Here is a 25,497-nt window from a genome sequence, read left to right as displayed (position 1 = left end):
ACATATAGAAAAAGATTATTATCTAAAATCAATAGTATTGGGTGACTCGGCTGACACAATTGCTGAGTCACCCATTTTTTATAATAAATTAACGCTTTTGTTTAGTTCTAATTTTTATAGTTAGATTAGATAAATTTATTTCTTATTATCTCAAAATACAATCACACCCAATTCATATCATGCATCTACTGGATATAATCTGCTATTCTTAGAGAGGATGATATACATATGTCTAGAAAAGACAGATTCAATTCACCTAAAATAAAATCTGAAATTTCAATTTCTCCCGACCTAGTCGGGCCTACTTTCCCACCAATCCCATCATTTACTCTGCCTACTGGAATTACCGGACCTACTGGCAACACTGGGGCTACCGGCGACACTGGACCTACCGGACCCACATTTAACATTAATTTTCGTGCAGAAAAAAATGGTGCACAGTCTTTTACTCCTCCTGCAGATATTCAAGTATCGTATGGTAATATAATATTTAATAATGGTGGAGGGTATTCTTCAGTAACGAATACATTTACAGCCCCTATAAATGGTATCTATTTATTCAGTGCCAATATAGGATTTAATCCAACTTTAGGTACGACTTCTACTCTAAGAATAACTATAAGAAAAAATTTAGTATCCGTTGCTAGCCAAACAATAGATATACAATTTTCTGCAGCAGAAAGCGGAACTTTAACTGTAGGCAGTAGTAATTTTTTTTAGTAGCGCATTATTACCATAATGAAAATCTTAAAATATAATAGCTACAACAAATCTCATACATATAGGAGGACCTTAATGATTCTAGCTCAAGAAAAGAACATAAAATTAATTATGCATTTTCTTACCTTATTATCTTTTTTTATTCTTATTTTCTTTAGCATCACAATTTTTTATATACCGTTGATTTTTTATTTTGTATACAAATCACAAAACATTCAAAAAAAATATCCTTGAAGCTGTGTTTTATCAACTATTCATTTGGATAATTACAGTAATTTGGAATCTCTTCGCAATAAGAATCTTAATGCTATCCTTGTCTAATTTAGACTTGACTTCAAATAATACTTTGATTATTTTCGGCATAGCTCCTTTATATCTAATACTGTTCCTTTTGTTAATTTTCGGGTCTATAAAAGGGATTTTATATGCGCTACAAGAAAAAGAGTTTCATTATCCTATTATTTCTAAATGGATTAACAAATAAAATCACGTGTAGAAGAATTCAGAGTTTTACTGAATTCTTTTTTTATGGACCTTTCAAAGTCTTTTACATATTCCTCCGTTCCTTCTTTTAAATAAAATCCAAATTCTATACCAATTAATTGACTTATATTTAATTTTTTGGGATTTCATAATAATATTTACCTATAAAATCATTACCCTTATATAAGGAGCCATGAGCCTTTCCACTCATGGCTCTTTTTTATTACGATTTTCATTTCACATCTACACGATTTTGACTAGCTTCTCGACTAAATCCGTCTGGATATCTTGTTGCTAATTTAGATATATTCATTTGAGCAATATCTCCTAGGGTATATTCCCTTTCGTGAGACATGATTGAAATGTAGTACAAGATGTCCCCTATCTCTAAAGCGATTTTATGTGTATTTCCTTCTTCTTCTCCTGGACAATAAGCTGGATCAAATCCATGACCATGAAAAATTGCTTTTTTACAACATCAGCAACCTCACCAACTTCTCCCGTAAGCCCTAATGCTGCATTTAAAACAACTCTACCAAAATCGTTATTTGTATTCCATGTACATAATGTCGCTTCTTGATATTGATCTAATTCACAAATTTGATTGATATTCATTACAGCTTGTCATTCCATTGATTCACTAACTAATCTGGTTGTTTCATATACACCGTTTTCCATAGCGTTCATTTTATTTTCCCCTTCCTATTTAGCAAATTCCTAATCCTTTTTGAGGTAAGTTCGATGACTGGTATAAATCTTCAAATTCATTTATCTAATTTACATCTGTTAACTGAAATTCAATAAGATATTCTCTTTCTCCCAAATTTCGTTTTAATCTTTCTAAGTCTTCATTGCTTATTACAAATCGCTTTGAACTAACGATTGATGGATTCATTTGAACATCACGAACACATGCTGATATCGTAAATTCTTGTTCTATATTATTTTTTATAATCCATATTTCATCTCCAATATGCAGATTGTATTTTTGCATAAAATAAATCGGTACACCTATTTCCCCTTTACTAATCTGTATCACTTTATTATTTAAATCTAATAAAAAATTAAAATTAGCGTTTTGTTTCACGGAACTAATATCTATTACGCTATTATGTTCGCCTTATTTTTATTTTGTATAAAAATGTTATACCCGTTTACTTGTACTTGGATCATCTCTGCCGTTTGCTACTTTTTTACAAAAGGAGTTTTTTCTACAAATGAATCCATTGACTTTTGATTTATTTCTCCGGTATGAATCTGTACGACGTGCGGTGCGCTTGATACTTTAAACAATCGATCATAGATTTATAACGTTACTTGAAGCACTAGCCATTAAAAACTTGATAACTTGATAAACATAAATAAAATGATAATTATCATTTTATTTTTAGAGAAATCTCTTTTTAACATTCTCCTAATCATATGAAGCTAGTTCCCTTCATTTCTTAATATTTTCTTCGTCACTATAGCTATTAATATCATTATGAAACTAATAGCAAATATAGGTAAATAAATTTTCGTACTGAATCCTTCAAACATAAAACCATATACGACTTGCCCAATTGGTGCCATACATTGAGATACCGCTGTTATAATTGCCATCACTTTTCCTAGATTTTCATTTGGTGTTTTCTTTTGGACTACAGTAATCACATAGATGGATACAATTGTCATAATCATTGCGATTAGAAGAGAAGAAAGTATAAAGAGGATAAATGGTGGATAGTATCCTAAATTAAGAATAAACGGTGTAACTGATAGTGCCACTGGCATTACTAATAAAGCTATGATAAGCATCCAATTATATAATGTTCTCATCTGTAACTTTTTAGCAAAGAAACCGATTGACAATGCTCCTAATATGGTTGCAAAATCAATTAATCCCATTCCAATTCCATACATCGTATCGCTACTCTGCATAGTTACTCGTAACATAATAGGTCCTCCAACAACAAATAACGGTGTCAAAATTAAGTTTAGTAAAGCTGCAAGTAACATAGCTTTCAAAATAAAAGGTTGCTTTAAAACATAAAGAAAACCTTCTTTCATATCTTTTACAATTGTCGGTACGATATGGCCTTCCTGTATTCTTTTTATAAATGGTATTGTAATAAACATTTCTAAAATCGCAGATAAAAAGAAAGCAAGACAACTTGTTATTACGAGCATTTTCAAACCAATTATGCCGTATAATATTCCTCCTAGTACAGGTGCAACTATATTAGATAATGCTTGCACACCATTTACGATACCGTTTGCTTGTTCTAACTTTTTCTCTGGAACTAATTGCGGAATACTCGCCATTACAACTGGTGCGTACATTGCACTAATGACTGCTAGTAAAAACATAATTGTTCCAATCAATAAAATAGATACCGATTCAGTTAATAACAAAACTATAAAACTTAATACAATAGCAGCGTTTATAAAATCAAAAATGACCATTACATTACGGCGGTTGAAACGATCTGCTATTGCTCCGCCAAGAGGTGCTAGCAGAAACGGAATACTCGTTACCGCATATAACCCTGCGAATATATCTGCACGCCCTGTTATATCTAGCACATATAGTGAGAGAGCAAAACGTAATAGTGTTGAACCTAAAATAGTAATAATTTGACCACTTACCATTAAGTGGAAATCTTTCAAGGAAGATTGAATACTTGCTGGCATCCTCATCACATCCTTCATTTAGTCTAGACCGACTGCCGGTCTATAACACCCAAACAGAAAAAAGCTATTTCTGTTTCATTAAAACCTCGATCATATAATCAAAGGACCCTTCTTTTGCTCCAACAGATACTTCCATCATTTTAATATAAGCCTTAGCTCTTCTCATCATTTCTTCCGGTTTCCACTGAAATAAACCATCATCAAATATGACTTGTGCTGAAGAGAGTAATAATTCAATTGTTTCTTGTGGGTATGGAGTATAAAATATGCCTTCTTCTATTCCTTGCTCTAAAACTTCCGTTAATACAGGAGATAAATGTATAATGGATTGCACTAAACTTTTCTGATGCATTTCTGCATTATTTGGTTGATGGAATTGTTCAATCATTTTTTCTTTGACATCTCCTGATTTTGGTGATTGTTCCATTAAAATTTTAAATAACTTATCTAAAACGGGGATATCGGGATTGGAGACAATCCTTTTCGCCTTAGTGACATCCTCTTTAATAATCCTCATAATGATTTCATCCATTACTTCCTCCTTCGACTTAAAATAATGATAAAACGTCCCCTTTGCTATACCTATTTCTTTTAAAATGTCATTTACGGTTGTTTTCGTATAACCTTTCGTAAGAAACAAACGCTCAGCTGTTTCTAAAATTTCCTTTCTACGCTCCTCATACTCCTTTACAATTCGCATTCAAGTTCTCCTTCCCACCTGACCGACTGTCGGTCTATTAAAATTATATGTTTAGTTTGCAAAAAGTTTCCTATTATCGTACATATACAACACCATACTTTCTATTTCCTTTATAAATTTTTATTTTTTAACGTCCGCTCAATTTGTTTAAAACGTATCTCATGTTTCTTATCGTCACCTTTCATTTTAGGAAAAGAACCATGCCCTCCGCTTGATCCTATTTTTCTCAATTCTTCATCCAGACGCACAACACTTTGTAGTTTTTCAGCTCCTTCACCACAAGTAAGCGCATCTCCTTTACATCGATGACTTCAAAAAATGACAATTGATTCATACGACACGGTTCCCCTCCGTTCGATCTATGTTCTTATCAATGGAGTATTTTGTTGAGTTCCGATATGTAATATTGCATATTTTGTACTTTTAATTTTTGCACATGCGATAATTTATTTATAAAAATATAATTATTGATAAGGGTAATTTATATGAGCAAGTTCCGAAAGAAAATGATTAAATATTTGCAAACATTTTGGGGATGCTTAGCATTTGGTGTATTAATGTTTGCTATCTTCTTAATTACGGATTTAACAGATGCATCTTTAAATACATTAGGCTGGAGAGACTGGCTAGGTTCTGTAGCAGGCGCAACCATTTTATCTGTTGGAATATTTACTTTAAATAAATTGAATTTAAAATAAATATTCGGTCAATACTGTATGTAGGCTGTATGCCAACATTCATTTAAAGTAGTCTTCTCTGTATCTCCTTGTATTGAGCAGTTAGCTTTTGCTAGCCGCTCTTTTATTTTGTTCCGGTTCTTGCCTCTTAAAGAACTCTTTATCTACTTTCCCCCTAATAAGTACACATATCTTATCTATTCCCCATTACTACAAAATGAAATCTTTATTTTGTTTTACGCGTCGCTTCTTCAATCAGCCAAGATACAATATTAAAATCATTAGCATCACCCTTTAAAGATGTTCCGTTCCAAAAGCATTCTTTCATCACTTCAAGTAATTCTTCAACAACTTCAATTCATCTCATATTCATTTTCCCTTTCTTCCAAATAACTATTTTGTTTTACTAATTAGCTGATTAATTTCACAAACACCTTTATCAAACATTCCACGTTTCTTCACCCCGTGAATATTTTTCAAATAAAAATACATACTATTTTCAAGCCGCCGTGTCCACGGCTAATACCTCTTTCTTTTGTTACAGCAAAAGCAGGTAGGTTCTTCACTTATCTGCTTTCTCTGTATATTTTTTAAGAAATCGAAAATAATACCAACAAGCTGTTTGAACTAGCAGCTTCACTCTTCTCGCAATGGGGATGCAAATTATCACAATTAGCTAACTCATTGAACTCACTGGCAGACAACCAAAATCGTTGTCTGCTTTTTGTATGAGATTTTTCGTTTTACATATACTAATTTTGAACCTGCAGACCAATACGAGCCATTTTTGTGCTTGGGATTTCCCTTCCGGGGATAAGTATTTTTTACTTATCCCTTTTTTGTATAGACACGTATATTTAGGGTAAAACTAATTACAAGCAGATTTTCTGTTTATGCGTAGTTCTAAACAAGATTACTTTTTCTCCTATTAAAGGACGGCAGGTACGACTGCTAGTCCTTTTTTCTTATTTCGCATATTATCACTACATTACCTTCATCGTCGTAAGCAATTTCCTCATAAGGATGGCAGTGTTGCTTCTCGAGTTCCTCATCGATCAAAACTAACAAATTAGTTTTCCAGTTTCCAACGATCGTACACCAATACGAGTTTAATCCTTCATAAACTTCTCTTGTTCTATTTCGATAATTGCGGAATGTATAATGAAAATACTCGCTCGCTTCAATACCTTTTTTTAACCAAAGTGTTCTGCTGAATGATAGTAATACCCTCGCTCTAATGGTTTTGGACTATAAAATTTCCTTTATAAATTCCAAATACGGTGAATGAAATTTTTGTTTTTTTCTTGCCATCATCCTTGTTATATACAAACAAAAAAAGAGCCACAATATTTTGCGACTCTTTTACAATTATAACTATTTAACGGCCACGTCTTTGCTGACCTTGCTTTGTACTACCTTTTTTATTACTTGGCTTATTAAATGATCGGTTATTTTCATTTCTAGAACTATTTCTCGAACTATTTCTTGAATCACTTCTCGAGCTATTTCTCGAATCACGTCTTGATTCACTTCTTGAACCCTCGCGGCTATCTCTTTGACGATTTTGACCTGATTTCTTCGGAGCCGGCTTTGGTACCGGTTTTCCATTTTCATCTACACGTTTTATCTTCGGTTGTTCGATTATTTCTCTTTGTATTGGTGCACCAAGCGTTTTTTCAATTTCTTCTAAATGTTTTTCATCTTTCGCTGCAACGAACGTAATTGCAAGACCTGATCCACCTGCACGTCCTGTTCGGCCAATGCGGTGAATATAACTTTCTACATCTTCAGGGATATCATAGTTAAATACGTGCGTTACACCATCTACATCAAGTCCACGAGCTGCTACATCCGTTGCGATTAAGTACTGAATTTTAGCTTCGCGGAAACTCTTCATAACTCTTTCACGTTTCGCTTGAGGTATATCACCATGAAGTTCAGCACAATTATAACCTAGTCCTTTTAAATTATCATAAAGCTTACTTGCTCTAACCTTTGTACGACAGAAAATAACAGCTAAAAATGGCTGATCACGATCCATAACAAAACGAAGTGCATCTGGCTTTGCACGGTCTGTCGTCTCAATGACACGCTGCTCAATTGTATCAACCGTTACTTCTTCACTTTGTACTTGAATCATTTGCGGTTCATCCATATAACGCTTCGCCAATTTTTTAATATCTTTTGGCATCGTTGCTGAGAATAACATCGTTTGTTTACTACCTGGTGTCTCATCTAAAATGTCTTCAATATCATATAAGAAACCAAAATAAAGCATTTGATCCGCTTCATCTAGTACAATCGTTGAAAGATTACTTAAATCAATTGTTTCACGTCGTATATGATCTAATAATCGTCCTGGTGTTGCAACAACAATATGTGTATTACCTTTTAATTTTCTCAATTGTTGTGCTACATCTTGCCCACCATAAATCGCTAGTACATTAATATCTTCTCTTTGAACAAGCATTTTTTTAATTTCAGTTGTAATTTGCAGAGCTAGTTCCCTTGTTGGTGCAACAATTAAAGCCTGAACATCACTAGACTCTGGATCGATTTTTTCTAAAATCGGTAACACGAATGCTAACGTTTTACCCGTTCCTGTTTTCGCCTGCCCAATAATATCTTTACCTGACAGAATAACTGGAATTGCCTTCTCTTGAATTGGTGTTGCTTCTGTAATTCCATTTTCACGTAATGTATGATTAAAAGTTTCACTAATTCCTAATTCTAAAAAGTTTTTCAAATAGACCACTTCTTTTCCTTATTTTTCACATTAGCTTTCATTGTACCATTTGTTTCGCCAAATATGAAAAATAAAAAAATTCTTATCTTCTTTTTTTATATTCATCCTGTACTAGATGAACAAATTCTTTTTGCTTTTTCTCAGATTTTATTAATGTTTCCATGTTAGTAGAAGACAAAATGAACTTCTTAATTTTTCTATTACTCCAAATTAAACTTGTATACTTCGGATCTTCATGTAGATTTCGAAACCACTCTAATTCACTTAATTTTGCGATATGCTGTTTCAATTTCATGTCATTTCGAGGATAAAATAAAATGATATCTGCTATTACATGAAATAACGAACCCATTTTCTCCCCCCTATACCCTTGCTCAAATTATATATATTCTTCTTTACATATATATTTCAATTTTACCGAAATATAATGTTACTGATTTGGTTGAAATCGCAAAATATATGAACTAAAAAACCGATCTTTTCGATTTAGGAAAGACCGGTTTTCATTAATTTATACAGTAAGCTTTCCTCCATGATAGCAATAATACTGTGCTGCTTTAAAACTTTTAATCCTATTTAAAGACTGTTTCGCTTTTTCTATATCCAAACAAAAATTCGGATTAGCTATTACTAACTCACGATTCTCTTGAACAGCCGCATCTCCCGTAATTACACAGTCTAAATTCGGAAAATATAATGAAATATGCCCCGAAGTATGTCCTGGCGTTGCCACTACTTGACATTCATTATTCAAAATCATTTGACCATCATGTACTTTTTCATCGACGGAAATATGTTTTATATTTTTTAACTGTTGTATAAACCATTTGCCAAATTCTTTTTCTTCATTGGGCATACGTTCTAACATTTCTTCAGCTTGAACTAACCTCTCTGATTTTATATCACCATTAATATAGTTAGATTCAATTTCACTAGCAATAACATTAATATTTGGATATTTCACTTTAAAATCATATACAGCCCCTATATGATCGTCATCATAATGGGTAATAATTATATTCTTTAAGTTTTTCATCTCATATCCATGTTTTAATATTGCATTTTCAATTAAAGGTAAAAAACTTGGATATCCTGTATCAACTAACGTTAATTCATTATGTAATATAATTAAACTTGGATAAATACATTGTTTTTGCCCGTTAAATTCGAATTCAATTGGTAGTTCTATTATTTTCATTTTTCTTCCCCCATACCGCTTATAAAATGCATAATAATAACTAAATCATACACATACATTTTACTGTACATATCACAAATAATTTGAATCCAAATATCCATTTTGTTAGAATTCACGTTTAATGTGTAATTTCTATATAACAAAGAAAAAAGCACCCGTTATGGATACTTCCTTATCTTACCTGCTCAACTACATAAATCAAATTGGGTCTATCCGAAACCTGATATGTATAGTCTTCATTTTTATGCATATATGTTTCTATCCTATTTATCACTTTAAACATTCTGTCTGAATTCGCACTGAAACGAGATACTGAATCACATAAAACTATTGACCCTTTCTTATAAAAATTTATAATTTCATAAATATCTCGTTCTAAACAAACTTCTCCTACTTGCAAATCCTCTTTCGCTTCATAGTTATAAATTCCCATTTTCATTTTCCCCTCAAATTGTATTTTTTCTTACAACATCCCCTTGTTACATAAATAATACCACGATAAAATTCTAAAACTCAAACTCATCGGCTTCATTTGAGAAAATAAAAAAGCCATCACCGAAGCGACAACTTTTAAGAAAATGGGAGAAAAGAGAGGAAAAATGGTTCGAACCAAAGTAACACCTGAAATGCTAGATGAAGTGGCTAATCTTGCAATTAATACCAGAATTACATTAGAAGCCTATGAACCAACAGCGAGTAAAGAGGCTATTTAAGAATTACAAAAGTTCTCATCAATAAATGCACCCTTAGATTATTTAGAAGTAATTCAATATTGTACGAATGCAGAGATTAATGTAGAAAATGAACTTTAATACGTATTACCACCAAACGTTACCTGCGTAGTACCTTTACTTGGAACGAACACATACTATGTAACGGAACACTGTTCAAAATAATCCACATTATAATATTTTGAACAGGTATTCCCCTATTTTTATGGAAATATATAATTAAGAAAAACAATAAAATTGATTACTCTCTCTCTTCTTTGTCCATCCTTTTAAAAAATCTATGTTTTTGTAAAAGGAGTGTTTATATGGAGAAACAGACCCTTTGGAAAAAGTTCAAAAAAAGCTCTGTAAACCTCGGTAAATCCAGCGTATATGAAAGTATTATTTTATTCTATACAATGAAAAAGAAAGAATTACCTAATAAAGCGAAATTCATAATATTAGCCGCTTTATCTTATTACGTATTAACAATTGATTTCATTCCAGATATAGCTGCTATTATTGGGATCGGCTTATTAGATGATGTTTTAGCAATCGCTGTAGCGCATAAATACGTGATGAGACACGCAGATGCTGAAATTCGAGAGAAGAGCAAAGTAAAGATGGAGTCATTATTTACTTCAGCACAAGCATAATGAAACTATCTAGTCATTTACCATGAGAGCATTGCAGAATAAATTCCTAAACAGTAAAAGAATTTCTCTTAGTCCTCAAACCGTAAACAAATAGGGAATCAGCACTTGTTCCTAAGTTCTGACTCCCTTTTATTTATTCTTATATCTATCTGTTATACAGTTTCATGCGTTCCCTTATATAAAACTGCTATTGCCGCTACTATAAGAATCATACCCATAAAAGCAGGTGCGGCATGACCAAGTGATACATAGATTTGTCCTCCAAGAATAGGACCAATCATTCTTGCTAAAGCTTGAATAGATTGGCTTCCACCTTGAATCCTTCCTTGTTCACTAGAACTGACAGACTTTGAAAGCATCCCGTTGAATGAAGGTCCGAAAATTGAATCCCCAAAACCATACATCAGCATCCCAATGATAAGTAGTGGATAGAGTGAAAACAAAGCTGATGCCGCAATAAAACTGTATCCTATAATCTCCGAAACCATCCCAAGAATTGCTATTTGTTTATCACTAAGCTTGATCAAAAGCTTTGGCATGATAAAACTTTGTGAAACAATGTCTTGAAAGCCCAAAATTGAAAACATAAGTCCGATTAATGCAGGTTTCCAACTGAAAGTATCCATTGTAAATTGCGTGAAAATTGATTGTAAAGATCCGTTAGGTATCCAAAGTAAAAACGCTGAGACAAGTAACCACTTTAAATTTTTCATGGAAAGTATGTTTGCTAGCTGCGCAAAAGGATTTAACCTTACAAACGTAATCTCTTTCAACCTATTATTTTTGTCAAGGCTCTCAGGCATATATTTGATCCCATATACAACATTTATTAACGTTATGATTGCACCAAAATACATAGGTACAGTATCACCAAACTTGGCAAGTACCCCCCCAATGGTTGGGCCAATGATAGTTCCCGCACCTACAACTGCACTCACCCATCCAAAGTATTTCGTTCTCTGCTCTTTTGGAATGATGTCTGCAAAATATGCGAAGATAGTACTTATGCTCCCACCTGTTATACCTTCTATTATGCGTCCAGCAAATAGTACCCATAAAGCTCCTCCTATTCCCAAAACTAAGTACCCAATTGCAGAACCAAATAAGCATATTAAAAGTAATGGACGACGGCCATACTTATCGCTTAAAGCTCCGAGTACTGGTGCAGTTAAAAACACGCAGGCCGCATATACGGAAGTTAGTAGTGTAACAACCAATGCTTGTTCTTCCGGATTACTTGTATATGGCTGTACTAAGAATGGGACTACAGGCATGATGATACTGAAACCTATACCACAAAGAAATACAGAAATAAGTCCGAATAGTAAAGCATGTTTATCTATGCTTTTTTCAGTTCCCCTTTCATTTTTCAATCTAAATATAGACATTTAACTTCTCTCCTAAAAAAATGTTGCTTTGTCAACAAAATAATAACTCTATTTTGTTGATTAGTCAACAAAAATAAAATAATAAAAAAGCAGCCTATTCTCATTAGAGTAAGGCTGCCCGTAAAAGCCCGATTGGTGAGGGCTGATAATCAGTGGAGATGAAGACCCCCCACTGATTAAAGTTTCACTTTATTATTAAAATATATTACGATTTAATATGTATACCTTGTTTCTTTATTTCTGCATCCAAATGTCTACTATACTTTTCCACAAAGCTAATTATACTGTTGAATTCTTCTTCAGTTACTTGTTCAAATACAGCTTTATCTCGCTCTTGAAACTCTTTGTGTAGATTTTCATGGATTTTATAAATTTCTTTCCCTTGTTCGGTAAGCCTAAAATAAATTTCTTTCTTATTTTCTGACTTTTGGTAGCTTTCAACAAGGCCTTTTTGTATGAGCTTCTTAGTCATTCTACTTATAGCACCGCGAGTCACATAAAAAGCCTCTGCGAGTTGTGTCACGTTAGAATCTGCATTGTTTTCAATATATTCAATGCAGTGGACTTCAGAAGACTTAAAACCTTTAAGACCCTCTTCCATCTTATCTTTATTAAGCCAAACCAGCTTATTATATAATTCCCTGAAACCGTTCATGACCTGTTCTTCTTTATTCATGCCCTGCCCTCCTCACCGCTCATTAGCACATTAAAACTATTATATTAAATTTCTGCTTACGTTTCGACAATATTGAAATAATTATTATAACATTAAAGATATGTGTAAAAATAGGCGCTTAAATAAAATAATTTTTAAACAGCAAATTTTGCAAGTCTATTTCTACTTACAGTAAACGGTAGACAAAAAGTAAGAGCTAAGATCATTTCTCTTAGCTCTTCTTTCATAAAACTATTTCACTTCATTAGCGACAAAAAAGTGCTCACATACACTTGATATGCGCTGTAAGTCCACGTTCCCACCAGATATAACAGCCACTACTTTTTTCCCTTTTATATAACTATCAACTTTTCCTGCAAGAAGTGCAGCAGTTGCTAATGCACCTGCACCTTCTACAACAGCTTTCCCACGTTGTAATAAATCTTTCATCGCTACTTCCAGCTCTTTTTCTGATACAGTTACAATATCATCTACTAATTCTTTTACAATTTCAAATGTTAATTCACCTGGTATTTTAACTGCGCAACCATCTGCAATAGTAGGCGCCTCATAGTGTTCTACGATTGCTCCTTTATCGTAAGATGCCTTCATTCCATGAACATTATCTGCTTGGACACCAATTATATTAATGGATGGATTAAAAGATTTCAATGCTACAGAAATACCAGAAATAATTCCGCCTCCACCTATTGGTACAATGACAGTATCTACATCCCACATATCATCAAGAATGTCTAATCCAATTGTACCTTGACCAGCCATTACCTCTACATCATCATATGGATGTAAGTATGTTTCACCTGTTTCCCTTATAATTTCTTCACATTTTACCTTTGCATCATCAAAGGTTTCACCATGTAAAATCACTTCAGATCCATATCCTTTTGTTGCTTCAACTTTTGCCTGAGGTGCAGAAATTGGCATAACAATTTTACTCTTAATACCGAGTAAATGAGCAGATAATGCAACTCCTTGTGCATGATTACCTGCTGAACATGCAATTACACCTCTTTCTTTTTCTTGATCCGTGAGCCGCGACATTTTATTAAATGCGCCACGAAATTTAAAAGAACCCGTTAATTGCATATTTTCTAATTTCAAATGAATTTCTCCACCCGTTTTACTAGTCAAGTAAAAAGATTTTACTAATGGCGTTTTACGAGCATTTCTATCTAGAATTTTGTGAGCTTTTTTAATATCGTCTATATGTAATGGTAGTTTTCTAGTTATCATACCGACACCTCTTCCAATGTTCTATTCCTAAGTTTTCGTAAGTCGTAGCTCCTTTATACGAAAAGAAAAAGTCTTTATATATGTACCCCACTCTGAAATAAACACATTTGCAAACAATTTAACATCCTCTTCATATCGCGTTCTTTATAATGATTTAAACATGCAATTTGGATCCAATTATTCTTTTGTAAATAAGATGACTCATAATGAACGATGTATCCTTGTAATGCTAATGTATCGCCTACTACTTTAGAAGAATGATCTTCGCTCAATACAATAGTAAGTATAATTGGCGCGGCATGTTCTTTAGGTGAAACAAGCTTTAAACCCATATCAGTAATAACTTCTTCAACATAATCATATGTCTCTTTAATTTTTACAAATGCCTTTTCATCTTTAAATCTCTTCAACGCTTCTTGCAATGCATAAATTAAATTCCATGATTGTGAGTATGGAATACTTTCATTTTCTTCATACATGCCAATGTCCATATAGGCCGGCACAGCCTCGTTTATTTTTACAATGTGGTTATGAAAAACGAAAGAAATTCCTGTATATGATTTAATCGCTTTACCGCTAACACCACTTGCAAAATACACATCCTTCAAGTCTAATGGTATTGCTCCAATTGAGCTTATGCAATCTACACACAGTTTCATTTGATTCTCGTTACAAAGAGTATTTAGCTCGTTTAAATCGTTTAACATTCCAGTAGATGTTTCATGATGAACAAACCAAATCCATTCATAATTTCCAGTTGTCATAATTTCTTCTAATTCGGTATAAATAAATGGATCTCCCATTTCCTTTTTATACGTATCAAAATGTAACCGTGCTCGTTTTGCATGTCCAACTAATCTATTACCAAATTCCCCATTTGTTAATACTAGTCCTTTCCCTTTTAAAGAACGTAACTGTAAAGCAATCGCATCATTTGCTAACGTCCCTGTTCCTAACATAAGCTGTACATGTTTTGCTTTTGTCATGTGAAGTAACCGTTTTTTCACATTGTCCATCATCACTTGAAATGACTTAGAGCGATGGGAAATAGGTCGCGTAGAAAATGCCTTTCGAACGTTCTCTTCAATATCTACTGGACCAGGTAAAAACGTATATTCTTTCGTCATAATCCCCCCAACACTCGACTCTTCAAACATAGCAGGGGTAACATACATTGGCTGGAAGGCTGCTTCTTCTGTACCAACTAACGTATGGAAAGATTTGAATCCCATTTGCTCATATAAAGCTAGTTCACGTGTTGTTGCAGAAATGAGTGCTAATTCATATCCATTTAGAAGCAAATAACGATGTAGAAAACGAATTAATCCTAACAACGCTCTTCCATTTCTATATTCACGTTCTACTGAAAGTAAACGAATTTCATACACTTTTTCTCCATGCTCTTGCAAATAAATATCTAAATTTGAAATTTTATAATCTAACGAGAATGGTCGTTTTCCCCGCACTGCGACCATACCTACTAATCTATCCTCATCTAAACAAATTAAATATGTATTTTCTATATGAAACCGATCTATACGAAACCGTTCTTTCGTTTCTTCATGTTGTGGTATCTCTTCTACAAAAGTTTTATAATTCAATTTATGTATACTTTCAAATTCCCAATCTTGATCAGCAACTTTATAAATTAACCCCATGCCTTATCTCCTTTATCTATTTAATAAAAAATGATAAGTGGAGATTATCCCCACTTATTAAACATTCATTTTATTCTCGATTTACATATAGAATGAGTACAATAATTATTCCACTTAATATAGTGGTAACAATAGAATAAGAATAAAGAATCATACAAATTGGTAAACAAGCAATCGTAATTAGTCCTGGCTTCGTAAACCCTTTAAATATTAAATAAAATACAATAAAAATGCCTAAGAGGGTAAGCGCTATCAAATAATCAAATGCGATTAGTCCTCCTATAAATGTTGAAATACCTTTACCGCCCTTGCCTTTAAATAAAACTGGATAAATATGTCCAATAATAACGGCCAATAATGTTAACATTACGAATGTAGGATCTTCAAAAAGGTATTTTGCTACAGCAACAACGATTGCCCCTTTAATTGCATCACCTAAAAATGTAGCGATGAAATACCCTTTTCCATATACGCGCCCCATATTTCTTGCGCCAGGATTTCCGCTTCCTTCATCCCTAATATCAACGTTATGTCTCAATTTTGTTACTATATAAGCGGTCAATATGTTTCCAATTAAATAAGAAGCCACCAAATATAAAAACTGCATACTATTAATCATGTAATCATTCACTTTCTACATGGGAATACATATACAATATTCAATTACTACGTATATTGTACGTTTTTAACATACATCCCTTTATACATTTTAACATCATATTTTTACAAATCATACAAAAATTCTCATACCTATTTTTAAAAATATATATCCCTCATTAAATAATATGTTCCTTTCACTGCCATTTCTGCTTGTGATACGAATGTAATTTCTTTCATACTTTCTTCACACCATTTCTTAAATACAGCAAATATTTCAGGAACTAAACGCAATATACTGCCACTTACTGCAATTGGCGTTGAGTGCTTAAAGTTCAACTTGTTATAAACATTTACTGTAATCCTTGCTAATTCCTTTCCAGCTTGCATCATAATTTCATGCGCATCATCATTGCCATCTCTCGCTTCCTGAATAACTAATGGGGCGATTGCTGCAATTTTATCTTTAGAAGAAGTATATACTAAGCTTTTTATATGAGACGGTGTCAAAAGTTGAAACTGGCTTTGAATATTCAAACTCAATGGACAAAGACTGATTCCTTGATCGAACTGAATTGCCATTTTCTTTAAAGCTTGTAATGCAATCCAATATCCGCTCCCCTCATCTCCTAAAATATGTCCCCATCCACCGCTATACTGATATACTTCTCCTTTTTTTCCTATACAAATTGCACCTGTACCACCTATAGTTAATATTCCATCCTTACCTTTTAAAGCAGCTGCATGTGCGATCATTGCATCATTAAAAATTTCAATTTTTGTTCCGTATTTCTTTTTTAAACGTAATGTTAATTCATTTGTATTCGCTCCGCTTATACCAGCTAATCCTAAACAAACACAAACACAATGCCCATTTATTAAACTCTTCTGGCATTGATTAATTGCTTCCATAATATGCACAAGAGCTTCTTCAAAATCTATTAATATGTTTCCAAAACCACTGGTAGCTCTTACAAGTTCATTTCCGTCTTTATCAAATGCAATTGCCTCGGTCTTCGTTCCCCCGCCATCTACTCCAATCATATACTTCATATGTTCGCCTCATTTTCATTTGCGTATGGAGGGAATGTTATATTCCCTAAAATTATGGAATTCTTAGCACCTGTTGCGCTCGGCACATTACTCGGATTACGATGATACGTTTCGTTTGCTAAAATAGCAAATGCAATTGCTTCTTTCGCTGCTGAAGAATGACCAATATCTTCTTGTATACATATGCTACATTTCTCTTCTCTTAATCCATTCCGTAACATTTCAACAAGTGTATTATTATAACTTCCACCACCACCTAAAATCACCTCATCAATTTCATAATACGGCAAAATAAACGCCTTATAATGATGAACAATTGAACATGCTGTAAACATCGTGACAGTTGCCAATATATTTTCTTTACTATGCTTTTTAAATCGATTCAATAATTCAGTCACAAACGCTTCTCCAAACTGTTCTCTACCTGTTGATTTTGGTGGTTTCATGTTCAAAAATGGATGGTTCATACAGTATGTTAAAATTTCATCTACAACTACCCCCTGCTTTGCAATCCAACCATTTTGATCATATGGTACATGAAATAATCTTTGACATACTTCATCGATTACCATGTTGCCTGGTCCAGTATCGAAAGCAATAACACTCTCTTTACTTCGTTTACTTGGAACCACTGTAACATTACCAATCCCACCAATATTTTGTAGTAGTCTATTTTTAGTTTGATGCCGATATAAAATAATCTCTGAATATGGTACAAGTGGTGCACCTTGTCCCCCTGCCGCCATGTCCATCGTTCGGAAATTCGAGATAACCGTCGTGTTCGTTTCATATGCTATTACTGCTGGTTCCCCAATTTGCAATGTTGAAGAAATAATATTCCCTTCTTGCTTTGGCTGATGATAAATCGTTTGTCCGTGAGAGCCTATTAAATCTAATTGTCTCAAAGGAAAATTGGCTTCTTTACAAACTTCCTTTACAGCATTGGCGAAGCATAAACCAAGTTTAAAATTTAAACTACATATAAGTTGGACATTCGAAGTTTCAATCGATAACGCTTGTTGGATCTCATTTTTCATATCATTACAAAATGGAACAGTAGTAAAATGGATGAGTTCGATTTTAGAATCTACACCACTTCCTTCTATATGAACGAGCGCTACATCTATTCCATCTAATGAAGTACCAGACATTACCCCTGCAATATACATAACATGCATGACCTCCTATTTACTAAAAAACAATCATGTAAGTAACGAACGTACAACAAATCGAAAACAATATAAATCTAAAAAACAACTGAGCTTTCGATGCAAACGATCCATCAATGAAAGAAACAACTACCGTAAGCAAAATGCTTGCCGCAATACTTGTAACAAGCCAGATACTATGCATTTGTGATAGATTTAGCATGCCTAATAAAGGGACAAAAAGTAAATTTGCACAAATCACTCCAAATAATAATAAAAATACGCCTTTATAACTAAATTTTATATTCATTCTATTTCCCCCTTTCTAGTTTTAATGTGAAAGAAGTGATAGACAAAAAGTCTATCACTCAAAATAACAGCGTGCAGATTAAGGATTAACAGATTCCCCGTCACCATTTTTTTCAATTTCAAGCATATTTTTGTCGTACATTTTAAAGAATGGTAAATAAATAAGGAACGATATTGCTATATTTATAAAAACTAATACAATCGCACGCCAATCTCCTCCTGTTGCTAAATATGCACCAATTGGAGCAGGTAGTGTCCATGGCGGCATAATATGCGTTGGTGTTACAAATCCCATCGCAGTTGCTGAATATGCAACAGTTGCTGTTACAAGTGGTGTAATGATAAATGGGATAATTAAAATTGGATTTAGTACAATCGGTAATCCGAATATGACTGGTTCATTAATATTAAAAATACCCGGAACAATACAAGTTCTTGACAATGCTTTCGAATATTTCGATCGACCAAATACAATCATAGCTAATACAAGCCCTAACGTCGCACCAGAACCGCCAATCCATATAAACCATTGATATAACGGCTCTGGTGAAATAAATGGCAACTGATCTGCTCCACTAGCAACTGCTTCACCATTTTTCCCTAGGTATACTTCCCATAATGGCCGAGCAACAGTTCCAACAACCGACACACCATGGATTCCGAATGACCAAAAAAACGTAATTAAAAACACTGGAATCATTACACCGAAGTAACTATCCCCAGCTTTTACTAATGGTGCTGCTAATTTATCAACAACATGGTGTAAATCAATGCTAAAAACGACAGTTACTAGACTCATTATAATAATAACGAATGCTGCAGGTATAAGTGCTTCAAATGAACGCGATACAGATGGCGGTACTTGTTCTGGCATTTTAATCATTACATTTTTCTTCTTACAAAACCTTAAAATCTCTACGGATAAAATAGAAACAATCATCGTCACAAATAATCCATGACCTCCGAGATTTGTCATCGGAAGCATGAATCCTTTTTTATCAATTAACTCAGGCGTTAATGTTAAAAGTAGTGAACATACCGCGAGCTGTGCTCCTGATAAAGCATCTAATTTATAACTTTTCGCTAAATTATATCCTATTCCAAATGCGATATATAAGGACATAATAAACATGGTTAAACGATATGGTATCAATATACTTGTTTGATTCTTTAATGCCCAAACTGATATAAAACTATCTTTCGGCAGTGGTGGAAATGCTACTATTAAAAAGAAGCTTCCTACTATAATAAATGGTAACGCCGAAATAACTCCATCACGGATTGCTTGTAAATGTCTCTGCTCAGAAAGCCTTGCCATCGGTCCAGATAAGTTTTTATCAAGAAACGTGACAAACTTATTCATAACGTTTCCCCCTAACTGATTAATTCATTTACAGTTTTTAATAAAGTCGGGCCGCCAAGCGGTGTGTATGCTTGCGGCGGTATGATGCCACACGGAATAGATTCCTCCTCTGCAAATTTTTTTACAGAGTCAAATCGGTGTCTTATTTGAGGTGCTACCATTACGACATCCCAGCCATTCTTTACTTCTTCCTCTACCTCATTCGTTCCAATTGCATGCACTTCCATGTTCACACCACTTTTCTCCGCTTCTTTTTTTAAAGCGTTTACAACAATTGCACTGGACATTCCTCCAGAACAGACGAACAAAACTTTCATTTATTAATCCTCCTATACTTATAATTTATTACCCTTCAAATGAAAGGAAGTTTCACTTTACTAACAAGCATATGAAGTAGTAAATGAATTTAGTTATAATGAAAGTAAATTTCATTAAAAATATTTTTCCTATTAAATTAATGTTTCAATATGCAATTTTCTCTATTGCAAGGTCAACCTCGCCTCAGATATTATTTTAAATAATCATATGATAGGGAGGCGTATAAATGATCGTTAAACGTTTATTAATGATATGTTGTATCGTTATCTTGTTCATCCCTTTCTCTTTCATTCCCCCTCACTCTACTTATGCTGAAGTAAATACTACGTACAAAAAACATGAATTACGTGCTGTATGGATCGCATCAGTTCTGAATATTGATTGGCCCTCAAAAACTGGCTTACCTATTGAAAAACAGAAGCAAGAATTTATAAGATTATTAGACGATGTAAAAAGCACTGGTATGAATGCAGTTGTTGTACAAATTAAACCAACCGCTGATGCTTTCTATCCTTCAAATTACGGTCCTTGGTCTGAATACATTACAGGAACACAAGGAAAAGATCCTGGTTATGACCCGCTCGCATTTATGATTGAAGAAACTCATAAAAGAAATATAGAATTCCACGCTTGGATTAACCCATACCGAATAACGATGAATCACACCGATATAAATCGATTATCAAATAATCACCCTGCAAGGCAACATCCCGATTGGGTTGTCCCTTATGGCGGAAAGTTATATTACAATCCCGGTATTCCGGAAGTGAAAAAATTTATAACAGAAGGCGCTTTAGAAATCGTACAAAATTACGATATTGATGCACTGCATATGGATGATTATTTTTACCCATATAAAGTAGCCGGTGAAGAATTTCCAGATCAGAAAACGTACGAAACATATAATAATGGTAGATTTACAAATATAGAAGATTGGCGACGTAATAATGTAAATGAACTTGTAAAAGATTTAAATACTGCTATAAAACAAGAAAAATCATATGTAAAGTTTGGCATTAGTCCGTTCGGCGTATGGCGAAATATAGCTGACGATCCTACTGGCTCTAACACAACCGCAGGCCAAAGAAACTATGATGACCTTTATGCTGACACACGTGAGTGGATACAAAAAGGATATATTGACTACATTACACCGCAAATATATTGGAATATAGGTTTCACCCCAGCTGCATATGACATATTAGTAGATTGGTGGGTTAAAGAAACAAATAACAAACCGCTTCACCTATACATCGGTCAAGCGGCCTATAAAATTAATAATAACTCCGTCCCTGCTTGGTCTGATCCAGAAGAATATCCAAAACAAATTGCATTAAACCGGCTATATCCTGATATAAAAGGTAGTATGCATTTTAGCTTAAAAGATATTAATAACAATCCACTCGGAGTTAAAGATAGACTTTCAAAAAACATATATAAACATCCTGCATTAATCCCGCCTATGCCTTGGCTTGATCATGATCCACCAAAACAACCGACTTTAAAAGGCGCCATTCCAAGAGATGAAGGTATTGCAATCGGTATCATTGACAATAGAGATAATGATTCTGCTTATTACGCTATTTACCGCGTGAACGGGAAAAATGAAGTGGATATACAAAATCCCAAAAATTTACTTACTACTGTAAGAAAAACAAAACTTGGAGAAATTTATGTAGATAAAACCGCTATTTCCGGAGAAACGTATACGTATGTCGTAACTGCAGTTGATCGATTGCATAATGAAAGTGTGGCTTCTAGTCATACTACCGTTAGAGCAAAATAAAACCTCATAAAAAAAGCGCCTTAAAGCCGTGATACTTAGCTTTTAAGGCGCTTTTTGTTATTTATTCTTAAACTTCTCAGTCGCTGCCCTCATCTTCACATTTAAATCGTGATCAATCGAGTCGCGAATATCTCGCTCTACTACTTCCATTTCTTTTTTGAAATTTTCCAAGTAGATCTTCAGTTCTTCTTCCTTCTCTGGTCTTTGTGAAGGTGGTAATTGTACTACCAACGATAACATGGCCGTTAAATCTTTCATTAAGAATGTTTCAAGTTTATGTTGTTGTTCAAACATGCGTTGCTCTTGATAGTACGGAAGTGCATTTAATACTGAAATTGTAATATCATCAACCGTTCTTTGTAATGAAGGATTTATTGAGCGTTTATACGCTTGAATTGTATTTAATGCGTCTGGATAACGGTCATAAAAATACAATTTGTAAAATGATAAGTCTGTCGGTTTTACCGTTTGCTGCGCTTCTTGTCTTAAGAAATCTTTCACTTTCATCGCAGCCACATCAATATCTTCATTTGTAAGCTTTTTCGTAGTTTTTGCCATTACATGCACTTTTTTCTGCTTTTCTTTCGGTAACATCGAGAAGACTTGCTCTCTCGTACGTTGACCTGATGCACAAAATAGAGTATTTAATGTATTTTGTTCTTTCTTTCCTTCGGTGCGAATCCAGCGATAAAACAGTGGATGTTGTGTAAATTCTTGTAGAAACGTTATTGATTTGTTTGATATCTTATCTAAAGAATCTTGCGCTCTTTTATATGGCTTCGTCCATGAAAAATACAGTTTCCGCCCGAAGTATACGACTAAAACAACGACAGTAAATGCTATTAAAAGCAATGTACCGAGTAGTAATAGTACTGTTTGAATGAAACTCATTTGTTCACCTCCTCTAATAATCCGTTATTTCCTTGGACGCTGAATGAGTTTCTGCTTCATCTCATCATTAAATGTGTCTAGTTCAATAACGAACTTCTTGCTTGACTCAATAATACGTTCTGACGATTTTTCAGATGCTTCAATTGCAGCGAACACATTTTGGAATGATTCACGTAATTTATCCATGCTAATAGCAGGGTTTTCAAGCAATTTCGTCGTTTCTTCTGTATTTTGTTTTAACGCTTGAGAATTACTTAATACCATCGATTCAATTGCTTCATTCGTTGCATTTACCGCATCAATTGTTTTACGTTGATTCGTTAATGCAAGCTGAATAGCAGCTGAAACTGTTACAACGTTTTGCGTCATCGTAATTGCATTACGTATTGCCTCTGTTAATTTTTCATTATTTTTCTTAATGATGTCTACAGAAGCTATAGATTGTAATAATACACTTTTCGCTTGCTGCATATTACGTGTACGTACAAGTATCTTTTCTAATGCATCGTTAATTAACGGAATATCCCTTTGACGCTCTGGGTTTTGTTTCTCAGCTTCAAGCATGCCAGCAAGCTTTTTCCCTAAGTATACTTGTTTATCAAGAGCATGAATTTTATCGTGCGATTGTTCTTTTAACATTTCAAGACCAACTGTATCCTCTTGTAAGTTATCACGACCAATTAGAAGGGATCTAATAATTTCCTCAATTTGCTTATCTATAGATTGATATTTATGCACGTATGTTTCAAGTGGATTTTTCTTAAATACTTTAAACATAATTTTCTTCATACCACTTGCTTTTAATGAATTCGGATCAAGCTCTGATACTACTTTGCGTAATTCTAACAATGTATTTGGAATTTCTTCATTCTTTCCATTCATCATCGCTGTGACAGGACGTTTTAATGCTGATAACGTTTGTCCTGCTGCTTGTTGTTCTTTATCCCCCAAATCTCCTAGCTGCGACAATACTTTCGATAAATCTGTATTTTGCTCGCTATTTAACTTTTGTACATAAAGATCGGCTTCTTTATTTAATTCATCAAGTTCTTCATCTTTTATAACTGTATCAACCACTACTTCTACATTATTATCTTTCACAATGGATACAGGTTCTTTTTTCTCGAGTTCAGTCAACAAAATCGCTCCTTTATTTATATGTGCGAATTTATATGCACTATATTTCATCAATTATATCGTATTTCATACACATTCTGATTGCTTGAAATCGATTTTTTTAGAAATGTCTGTTTATGCAGTCATTCCCTGTTTCTTACTATAAGTATACCTGTAATCAACATAATTTTCCTCAGACTTAAGACCTAGAGAACTACATGCTGAAGGCGGATTCTTCATATATTTCCTAAATAATTTACGTTCTTTTAATCGTGCTACACTCAATCTTTTGACATTCACCCGTTTTCAATGTGATAATTCTATTACACTCACTTCTATTTATTTTTGCGAGCTACAAATGCTCCCTTTTGAAACGCTAATAACACTGTTTCAAACGTATCATCTTCTTCAATCATTTTTATAAACTCATCTAATTCACTTGCATGAGAAGTTGCATTATCAACAACAAGAAAACCTTTTGGCTGTAACATACGTTTTATATGCTCAAACCACCACATGTATTGCGTGCGCTCTGAATCTAGGAAAATAAAATCAAATGAATGATCTAATTGGGAATCTAAAAATGCCCCTGCTTCTTGATTGTGAACATCAATCCTTTGTAAAAGGTTTGCCTTTTCAAAATTGACAAGTGCCTCTCCAACTCGTTCTGAAGAAAGCTCTACAGTTGTTACATTTCCATTTGTTTCTTCTACCGCATTAGCCAACCACAATGTAGAATAACCATTAGAAGTTCCAATTTCTAAGATATTTTTTGCATTACACCCTTTTACTAAAATTGATAAAAATTGCCCCATCTCACGAGAAACATTCCGTAATTTTTCTTCCCTTGTTTTTTTATTTCGATCATGCTCTTCTCCATATTGTTCAAGTTGAAGTAATAATGAATCTAACGTATCCATTCTTTTCATCGCCTTTCCAAGCAATATGATGAAAAAGCTCTTGCTGCCCGTCTACTTTTATTATATGCGAAACGAAATCCTTTTTCCCGTTATATGACAAAGATTTATAATTTTTTATAGCATATTGTTTCGTTTTTTGGTAAAGTTAATTTCTACGTGCAATTATTCCATTCATATTATTTCATATAAAAATTGCAGTTATTAAATTATATAAACCCCATTTAAATGAATCGGTATTTCAAATTCAATTAAGCGCCCTTTTCGGACGCATTTTCTTTGTTTATATATTTCCAGAAGAAAGGATGCTTACAAATGAACGTGATTAGCTTAGATGCTGCTCGAAAACGAAAGCAGCATAAAAAATTAATGATTACTATACCGATTATTACACGTATTTATGAAGAAGACGGGGAAATTAAATTTGAGGTAGCTGGCGAAAAAGATGTACCTCTTGAAATGTTAGAAAAATAATAAAAAA

General features: G+C 33.6%; 24 protein-coding genes and 3 pseudogenes. 6 read left to right on the top strand and 21 right to left on the bottom strand.

What is annotated here, in order from left to right; all coding sequences use genetic code 11:
- Window positions 1–228 precede the first annotated feature (228 nt).
- Window positions 229–720, top strand: a complete 492-nt coding sequence (locus BLT20_RS09820; RefSeq protein WP_000087352.1) for an exosporium leader peptide-containing protein — start codon at window positions 229–231, stop codon at window positions 718–720.
- Window positions 721–795: 75 nt separating this feature from the next.
- Window positions 796–1,204: pseudogene (locus tag BLT20_RS30985) on the top strand (DUF4870 domain-containing protein).
- A gap of 231 nt (window positions 1,205–1,435) precedes the next feature.
- On the opposite strand, the pseudogene BLT20_RS30130 reads toward BLT20_RS30985, so the two are convergent.
- The 4 genes and pseudogenes from BLT20_RS30130 to BLT20_RS09785 form a co-directional block, all read right to left on the bottom strand.
- Window positions 1,436–1,890: pseudogene (locus BLT20_RS30130) on the bottom strand (nucleoside triphosphate pyrophosphohydrolase family protein).
- Between the two features lie 25 nt (window positions 1,891–1,915).
- Window positions 1,916–2,625, bottom strand: a pseudogene (locus BLT20_RS30980) (ABC transporter permease); the annotation flags it as partial.
- A 6-nt stretch (window positions 2,626–2,631) separates the two neighbouring features.
- Window positions 2,632–3,876: an MFS transporter gene (locus BLT20_RS09790; RefSeq protein WP_001111721.1), complete on the bottom strand. Its 1,245-nt coding sequence runs from the start codon at window positions 3,874–3,876 to the stop codon at window positions 2,632–2,634.
- Window positions 3,877–3,940: 64 nt separating this feature from the next.
- The gene (locus tag BLT20_RS09785; RefSeq protein WP_001223581.1) at window positions 3,941–4,576 is read right to left on the bottom strand and encodes a TetR/AcrR family transcriptional regulator; all 636 of its coding nucleotides are present in this window, start codon (window positions 4,574–4,576) and stop codon (window positions 3,941–3,943) included.
- Between the two features lie 485 nt (window positions 4,577–5,061).
- Here BLT20_RS09785 and BLT20_RS09780 point away from each other — a divergent pair, with 485 nt between their 5' ends.
- The gene (locus BLT20_RS09780; protein ID WP_000033157.1) at window positions 5,062–5,274 is read left to right on the top strand and encodes a hypothetical protein; all 213 of its coding nucleotides are present in this window, start codon (window positions 5,062–5,064) and stop codon (window positions 5,272–5,274) included.
- Window positions 5,275–6,631: 1,357 nt separating this feature from the next.
- Here BLT20_RS09780 and BLT20_RS09765 read toward each other — a convergent pair.
- The 4 genes from BLT20_RS09765 to BLT20_RS09750 form a co-directional block, all read right to left on the bottom strand.
- On the bottom strand, window positions 6,632–8,008 hold the full coding sequence (locus BLT20_RS09765; RefSeq protein WP_002025792.1) for a DEAD/DEAH box helicase: 1,377 nt from the start codon (window positions 8,006–8,008) through the stop codon (window positions 6,632–6,634).
- Between the two features lie 73 nt (window positions 8,009–8,081).
- Window positions 8,082–8,351: a hypothetical protein gene (locus tag BLT20_RS09760; protein WP_000535044.1), complete on the bottom strand. Its 270-nt coding sequence runs from the start codon at window positions 8,349–8,351 to the stop codon at window positions 8,082–8,084.
- 159 nt (window positions 8,352–8,510) lie between these two features.
- Window positions 8,511–9,197, bottom strand: a complete 687-nt coding sequence (locus BLT20_RS09755) for an MBL fold metallo-hydrolase (protein ID WP_000691158.1) — start codon at window positions 9,195–9,197, stop codon at window positions 8,511–8,513.
- Between the two features lie 172 nt (window positions 9,198–9,369).
- Window positions 9,370–9,630: a hypothetical protein gene (locus tag BLT20_RS09750; RefSeq protein WP_000513517.1), complete on the bottom strand. Its 261-nt coding sequence runs from the start codon at window positions 9,628–9,630 to the stop codon at window positions 9,370–9,372.
- Window positions 9,631–10,233: 603 nt separating this feature from the next.
- Between BLT20_RS09750 and BLT20_RS09740 the strand changes: the two genes are divergently transcribed.
- Window positions 10,234–10,563 (top strand): YkvA family protein, encoded by a 330-nt coding sequence (locus tag BLT20_RS09740; protein ID WP_000415079.1) that lies wholly within the window; start codon window positions 10,234–10,236, stop codon window positions 10,561–10,563.
- A 152-nt stretch (window positions 10,564–10,715) separates the two neighbouring features.
- Here the strand turns inward: BLT20_RS09740 and BLT20_RS09735 are convergent, their stop codons facing one another.
- From BLT20_RS09735 to BLT20_RS09690, 10 genes are all read right to left on the bottom strand, one after another.
- Complete coding sequence (locus BLT20_RS09735; protein ID WP_000021786.1) at window positions 10,716–11,951, bottom strand: MFS transporter; 1,236 nt, start codon at window positions 11,949–11,951, stop codon at window positions 10,716–10,718.
- A gap of 205 nt (window positions 11,952–12,156) precedes the next feature.
- Entirely contained in the window at window positions 12,157–12,627 is a 471-nt protein-coding gene (locus BLT20_RS09730; RefSeq protein ID WP_001030904.1) for a MarR family transcriptional regulator, read from the bottom strand.
- 231 nt (window positions 12,628–12,858) lie between these two features.
- The gene (tdcB, locus tag BLT20_RS09725; RefSeq protein ID WP_000632959.1) at window positions 12,859–13,860 is read right to left on the bottom strand and encodes a bifunctional threonine ammonia-lyase/L-serine ammonia-lyase TdcB; all 1,002 of its coding nucleotides are present in this window, start codon (window positions 13,858–13,860) and stop codon (window positions 12,859–12,861) included.
- A gap of 74 nt (window positions 13,861–13,934) precedes the next feature.
- Entirely contained in the window at window positions 13,935–15,518 is a 1,584-nt protein-coding gene (locus BLT20_RS09720; RefSeq protein WP_000523056.1) for an aminotransferase class V-fold PLP-dependent enzyme, read from the bottom strand.
- Between the two features lie 70 nt (window positions 15,519–15,588).
- A complete protein-coding gene (gene plsY, locus BLT20_RS09715) occupies window positions 15,589–16,137 on the bottom strand; it encodes a glycerol-3-phosphate 1-O-acyltransferase PlsY (RefSeq protein WP_000610870.1) in 549 nt (182 codons plus the stop codon).
- A gap of 137 nt (window positions 16,138–16,274) precedes the next feature.
- Window positions 16,275–17,168, bottom strand: coding sequence for a BadF/BadG/BcrA/BcrD ATPase family protein (locus tag BLT20_RS09710; RefSeq protein ID WP_000876590.1), 894 nt, complete (start codon window positions 17,166–17,168; stop codon window positions 16,275–16,277).
- Window positions 17,165–18,337: an anhydro-N-acetylmuramic acid kinase AnmK gene (gene anmK / locus BLT20_RS09705; protein WP_000274965.1), complete on the bottom strand. Its 1,173-nt coding sequence runs from the start codon at window positions 18,335–18,337 to the stop codon at window positions 17,165–17,167. The genes BLT20_RS09710 and anmK overlap by 4 nt, the downstream gene beginning before the upstream one ends.
- Window positions 18,338–18,359: 22 nt before the next feature.
- Entirely contained in the window at window positions 18,360–18,626 is a 267-nt protein-coding gene (locus BLT20_RS09700; protein WP_001021960.1) for a hypothetical protein, read from the bottom strand.
- 78 nt (window positions 18,627–18,704) lie between these two features.
- Complete coding sequence (locus BLT20_RS09695) at window positions 18,705–19,988, bottom strand: PTS sugar transporter subunit IIC (protein WP_001032280.1); 1,284 nt, start codon at window positions 19,986–19,988, stop codon at window positions 18,705–18,707.
- An 11-nt stretch (window positions 19,989–19,999) separates the two neighbouring features.
- Complete coding sequence (locus BLT20_RS09690; RefSeq protein ID WP_000865911.1) at window positions 20,000–20,305, bottom strand: PTS sugar transporter subunit IIB; 306 nt, start codon at window positions 20,303–20,305, stop codon at window positions 20,000–20,002.
- A gap of 227 nt (window positions 20,306–20,532) precedes the next feature.
- Between BLT20_RS09690 and BLT20_RS09685 the strand changes: the two genes are divergently transcribed.
- Window positions 20,533–22,092 (top strand): glycoside hydrolase family 10-like protein, encoded by a 1,560-nt coding sequence (locus tag BLT20_RS09685; protein ID WP_000636016.1) that lies wholly within the window; start codon window positions 20,533–20,535, stop codon window positions 22,090–22,092.
- A gap of 57 nt (window positions 22,093–22,149) precedes the next feature.
- Here BLT20_RS09685 and BLT20_RS09680 read toward each other — a convergent pair whose 3' ends face one another.
- The 3 genes from BLT20_RS09680 to BLT20_RS09670 all read right to left on the bottom strand — a co-directional run bounded on the left by BLT20_RS09680 (window position 22,150) and on the right by BLT20_RS09670 (window position 25,028).
- Window positions 22,150–22,983: a DUF3974 domain-containing protein gene (locus tag BLT20_RS09680; protein ID WP_000008374.1), complete on the bottom strand. Its 834-nt coding sequence runs from the start codon at window positions 22,981–22,983 to the stop codon at window positions 22,150–22,152.
- Between the two features lie 24 nt (window positions 22,984–23,007).
- A complete protein-coding gene (locus tag BLT20_RS09675; protein ID WP_000137402.1) occupies window positions 23,008–24,120 on the bottom strand; it encodes a toxic anion resistance protein in 1,113 nt (370 codons plus the stop codon).
- Window positions 24,121–24,434: 314 nt separating this feature from the next.
- The gene (locus BLT20_RS09670; RefSeq protein ID WP_033684640.1) at window positions 24,435–25,028 is read right to left on the bottom strand and encodes an O-methyltransferase; all 594 of its coding nucleotides are present in this window, start codon (window positions 25,026–25,028) and stop codon (window positions 24,435–24,437) included.
- A 303-nt stretch (window positions 25,029–25,331) separates the two neighbouring features.
- Here BLT20_RS09670 and BLT20_RS30530 point away from each other — a divergent pair, with 303 nt between their 5' ends.
- On the top strand, window positions 25,332–25,490 hold the full coding sequence (locus BLT20_RS30530; protein ID WP_001100984.1) for a hypothetical protein: 159 nt from the start codon (window positions 25,332–25,334) through the stop codon (window positions 25,488–25,490).
- Window positions 25,491–25,497 lie beyond the last annotated feature (7 nt).

The sequence above is a fragment of the Bacillus sp. cl96 genome (assembly GCF_900100505.1).
GTDB classification, from domain to species: Bacteria; Bacillota; Bacilli; order Bacillales; family Bacillaceae_G; genus Bacillus_A; species Bacillus_A cereus.
The sequence above is the reverse complement of the archived record's forward strand: the minus strand, read 5'-3'. Positions and strand labels throughout refer to the sequence as shown.

Bases quoted from the DNA above. Each gene is read 5' to 3' on its own strand.
- BLT20_RS09820 (WP_000087352.1), top strand. From the start codon at position 229: ATGTCTAGAAAAGACAGATTCAATTCACCTAAAATAAAATCTGAAATT.
- BLT20_RS09790 (WP_001111721.1), bottom strand. From the start codon at position 3,876: ATGCCAGCAAGTATTCAATCTTCCTTGAAAGATTTCCACTTAATGGTA.
- BLT20_RS09785 (WP_001223581.1), bottom strand. From the start codon at position 4,576: ATGCGAATTGTAAAGGAGTATGAGGAGCGTAGAAAGGAAATTTTAGAA.
- BLT20_RS09780 (WP_000033157.1), top strand. From the start codon at position 5,062: ATGAGCAAGTTCCGAAAGAAAATGATTAAATATTTGCAAACATTTTGG.
- BLT20_RS09760 (WP_000535044.1), bottom strand. From the start codon at position 8,351: ATGGGTTCGTTATTTCATGTAATAGCAGATATCATTTTATTTTATCCT.
- BLT20_RS09755 (WP_000691158.1), bottom strand. From the start codon at position 9,197: ATGAAAATAATAGAACTACCAATTGAATTCGAATTTAACGGGCAAAAA.
- BLT20_RS09750 (WP_000513517.1), bottom strand. From the start codon at position 9,630: ATGGGAATTTATAACTATGAAGCGAAAGAGGATTTGCAAGTAGGAGAA.
- BLT20_RS09740 (WP_000415079.1), top strand. From the start codon at position 10,234: ATGGAGAAACAGACCCTTTGGAAAAAGTTCAAAAAAAGCTCTGTAAAC.
- BLT20_RS09735 (WP_000021786.1), bottom strand. From the start codon at position 11,951: ATGTCTATATTTAGATTGAAAAATGAAAGGGGAACTGAAAAAAGCATA.
- BLT20_RS09730 (WP_001030904.1), bottom strand. From the start codon at position 12,627: ATGAATAAAGAAGAACAGGTCATGAACGGTTTCAGGGAATTATATAAT.
- tdcB (WP_000632959.1), bottom strand. From the start codon at position 13,860: ATGATAACTAGAAAACTACCATTACATATAGACGATATTAAAAAAGCT.
- BLT20_RS09720 (WP_000523056.1), bottom strand. From the start codon at position 15,518: ATGGGGTTAATTTATAAAGTTGCTGATCAAGATTGGGAATTTGAAAGT.
- plsY (WP_000610870.1), bottom strand. From the start codon at position 16,137: ATGATTAATAGTATGCAGTTTTTATATTTGGTGGCTTCTTATTTAATT.
- BLT20_RS09710 (WP_000876590.1), bottom strand. From the start codon at position 17,168: ATGAAGTATATGATTGGAGTAGATGGCGGGGGAACGAAGACCGAGGCA.
- anmK (WP_000274965.1), bottom strand. From the start codon at position 18,337: ATGTATATTGCAGGGGTAATGTCTGGTACTTCATTAGATGGAATAGAT.
- BLT20_RS09700 (WP_001021960.1), bottom strand. From the start codon at position 18,626: ATGAATATAAAATTTAGTTATAAAGGCGTATTTTTATTATTATTTGGA.
- BLT20_RS09695 (WP_001032280.1), bottom strand. From the start codon at position 19,988: ATGAATAAGTTTGTCACGTTTCTTGATAAAAACTTATCTGGACCGATG.
- BLT20_RS09690 (WP_000865911.1), bottom strand. From the start codon at position 20,305: ATGAAAGTTTTGTTCGTCTGTTCTGGAGGAATGTCCAGTGCAATTGTT.
- BLT20_RS09685 (WP_000636016.1), top strand. From the start codon at position 20,533: ATGATCGTTAAACGTTTATTAATGATATGTTGTATCGTTATCTTGTTC.
- BLT20_RS09680 (WP_000008374.1), bottom strand. From the start codon at position 22,983: ATGAGTTTCATTCAAACAGTACTATTACTACTCGGTACATTGCTTTTA.
- BLT20_RS09670 (WP_033684640.1), bottom strand. From the start codon at position 25,028: ATGAAAAGAATGGATACGTTAGATTCATTATTACTTCAACTTGAACAA.
- BLT20_RS30530 (WP_001100984.1), top strand. From the start codon at position 25,332: ATGAACGTGATTAGCTTAGATGCTGCTCGAAAACGAAAGCAGCATAAA.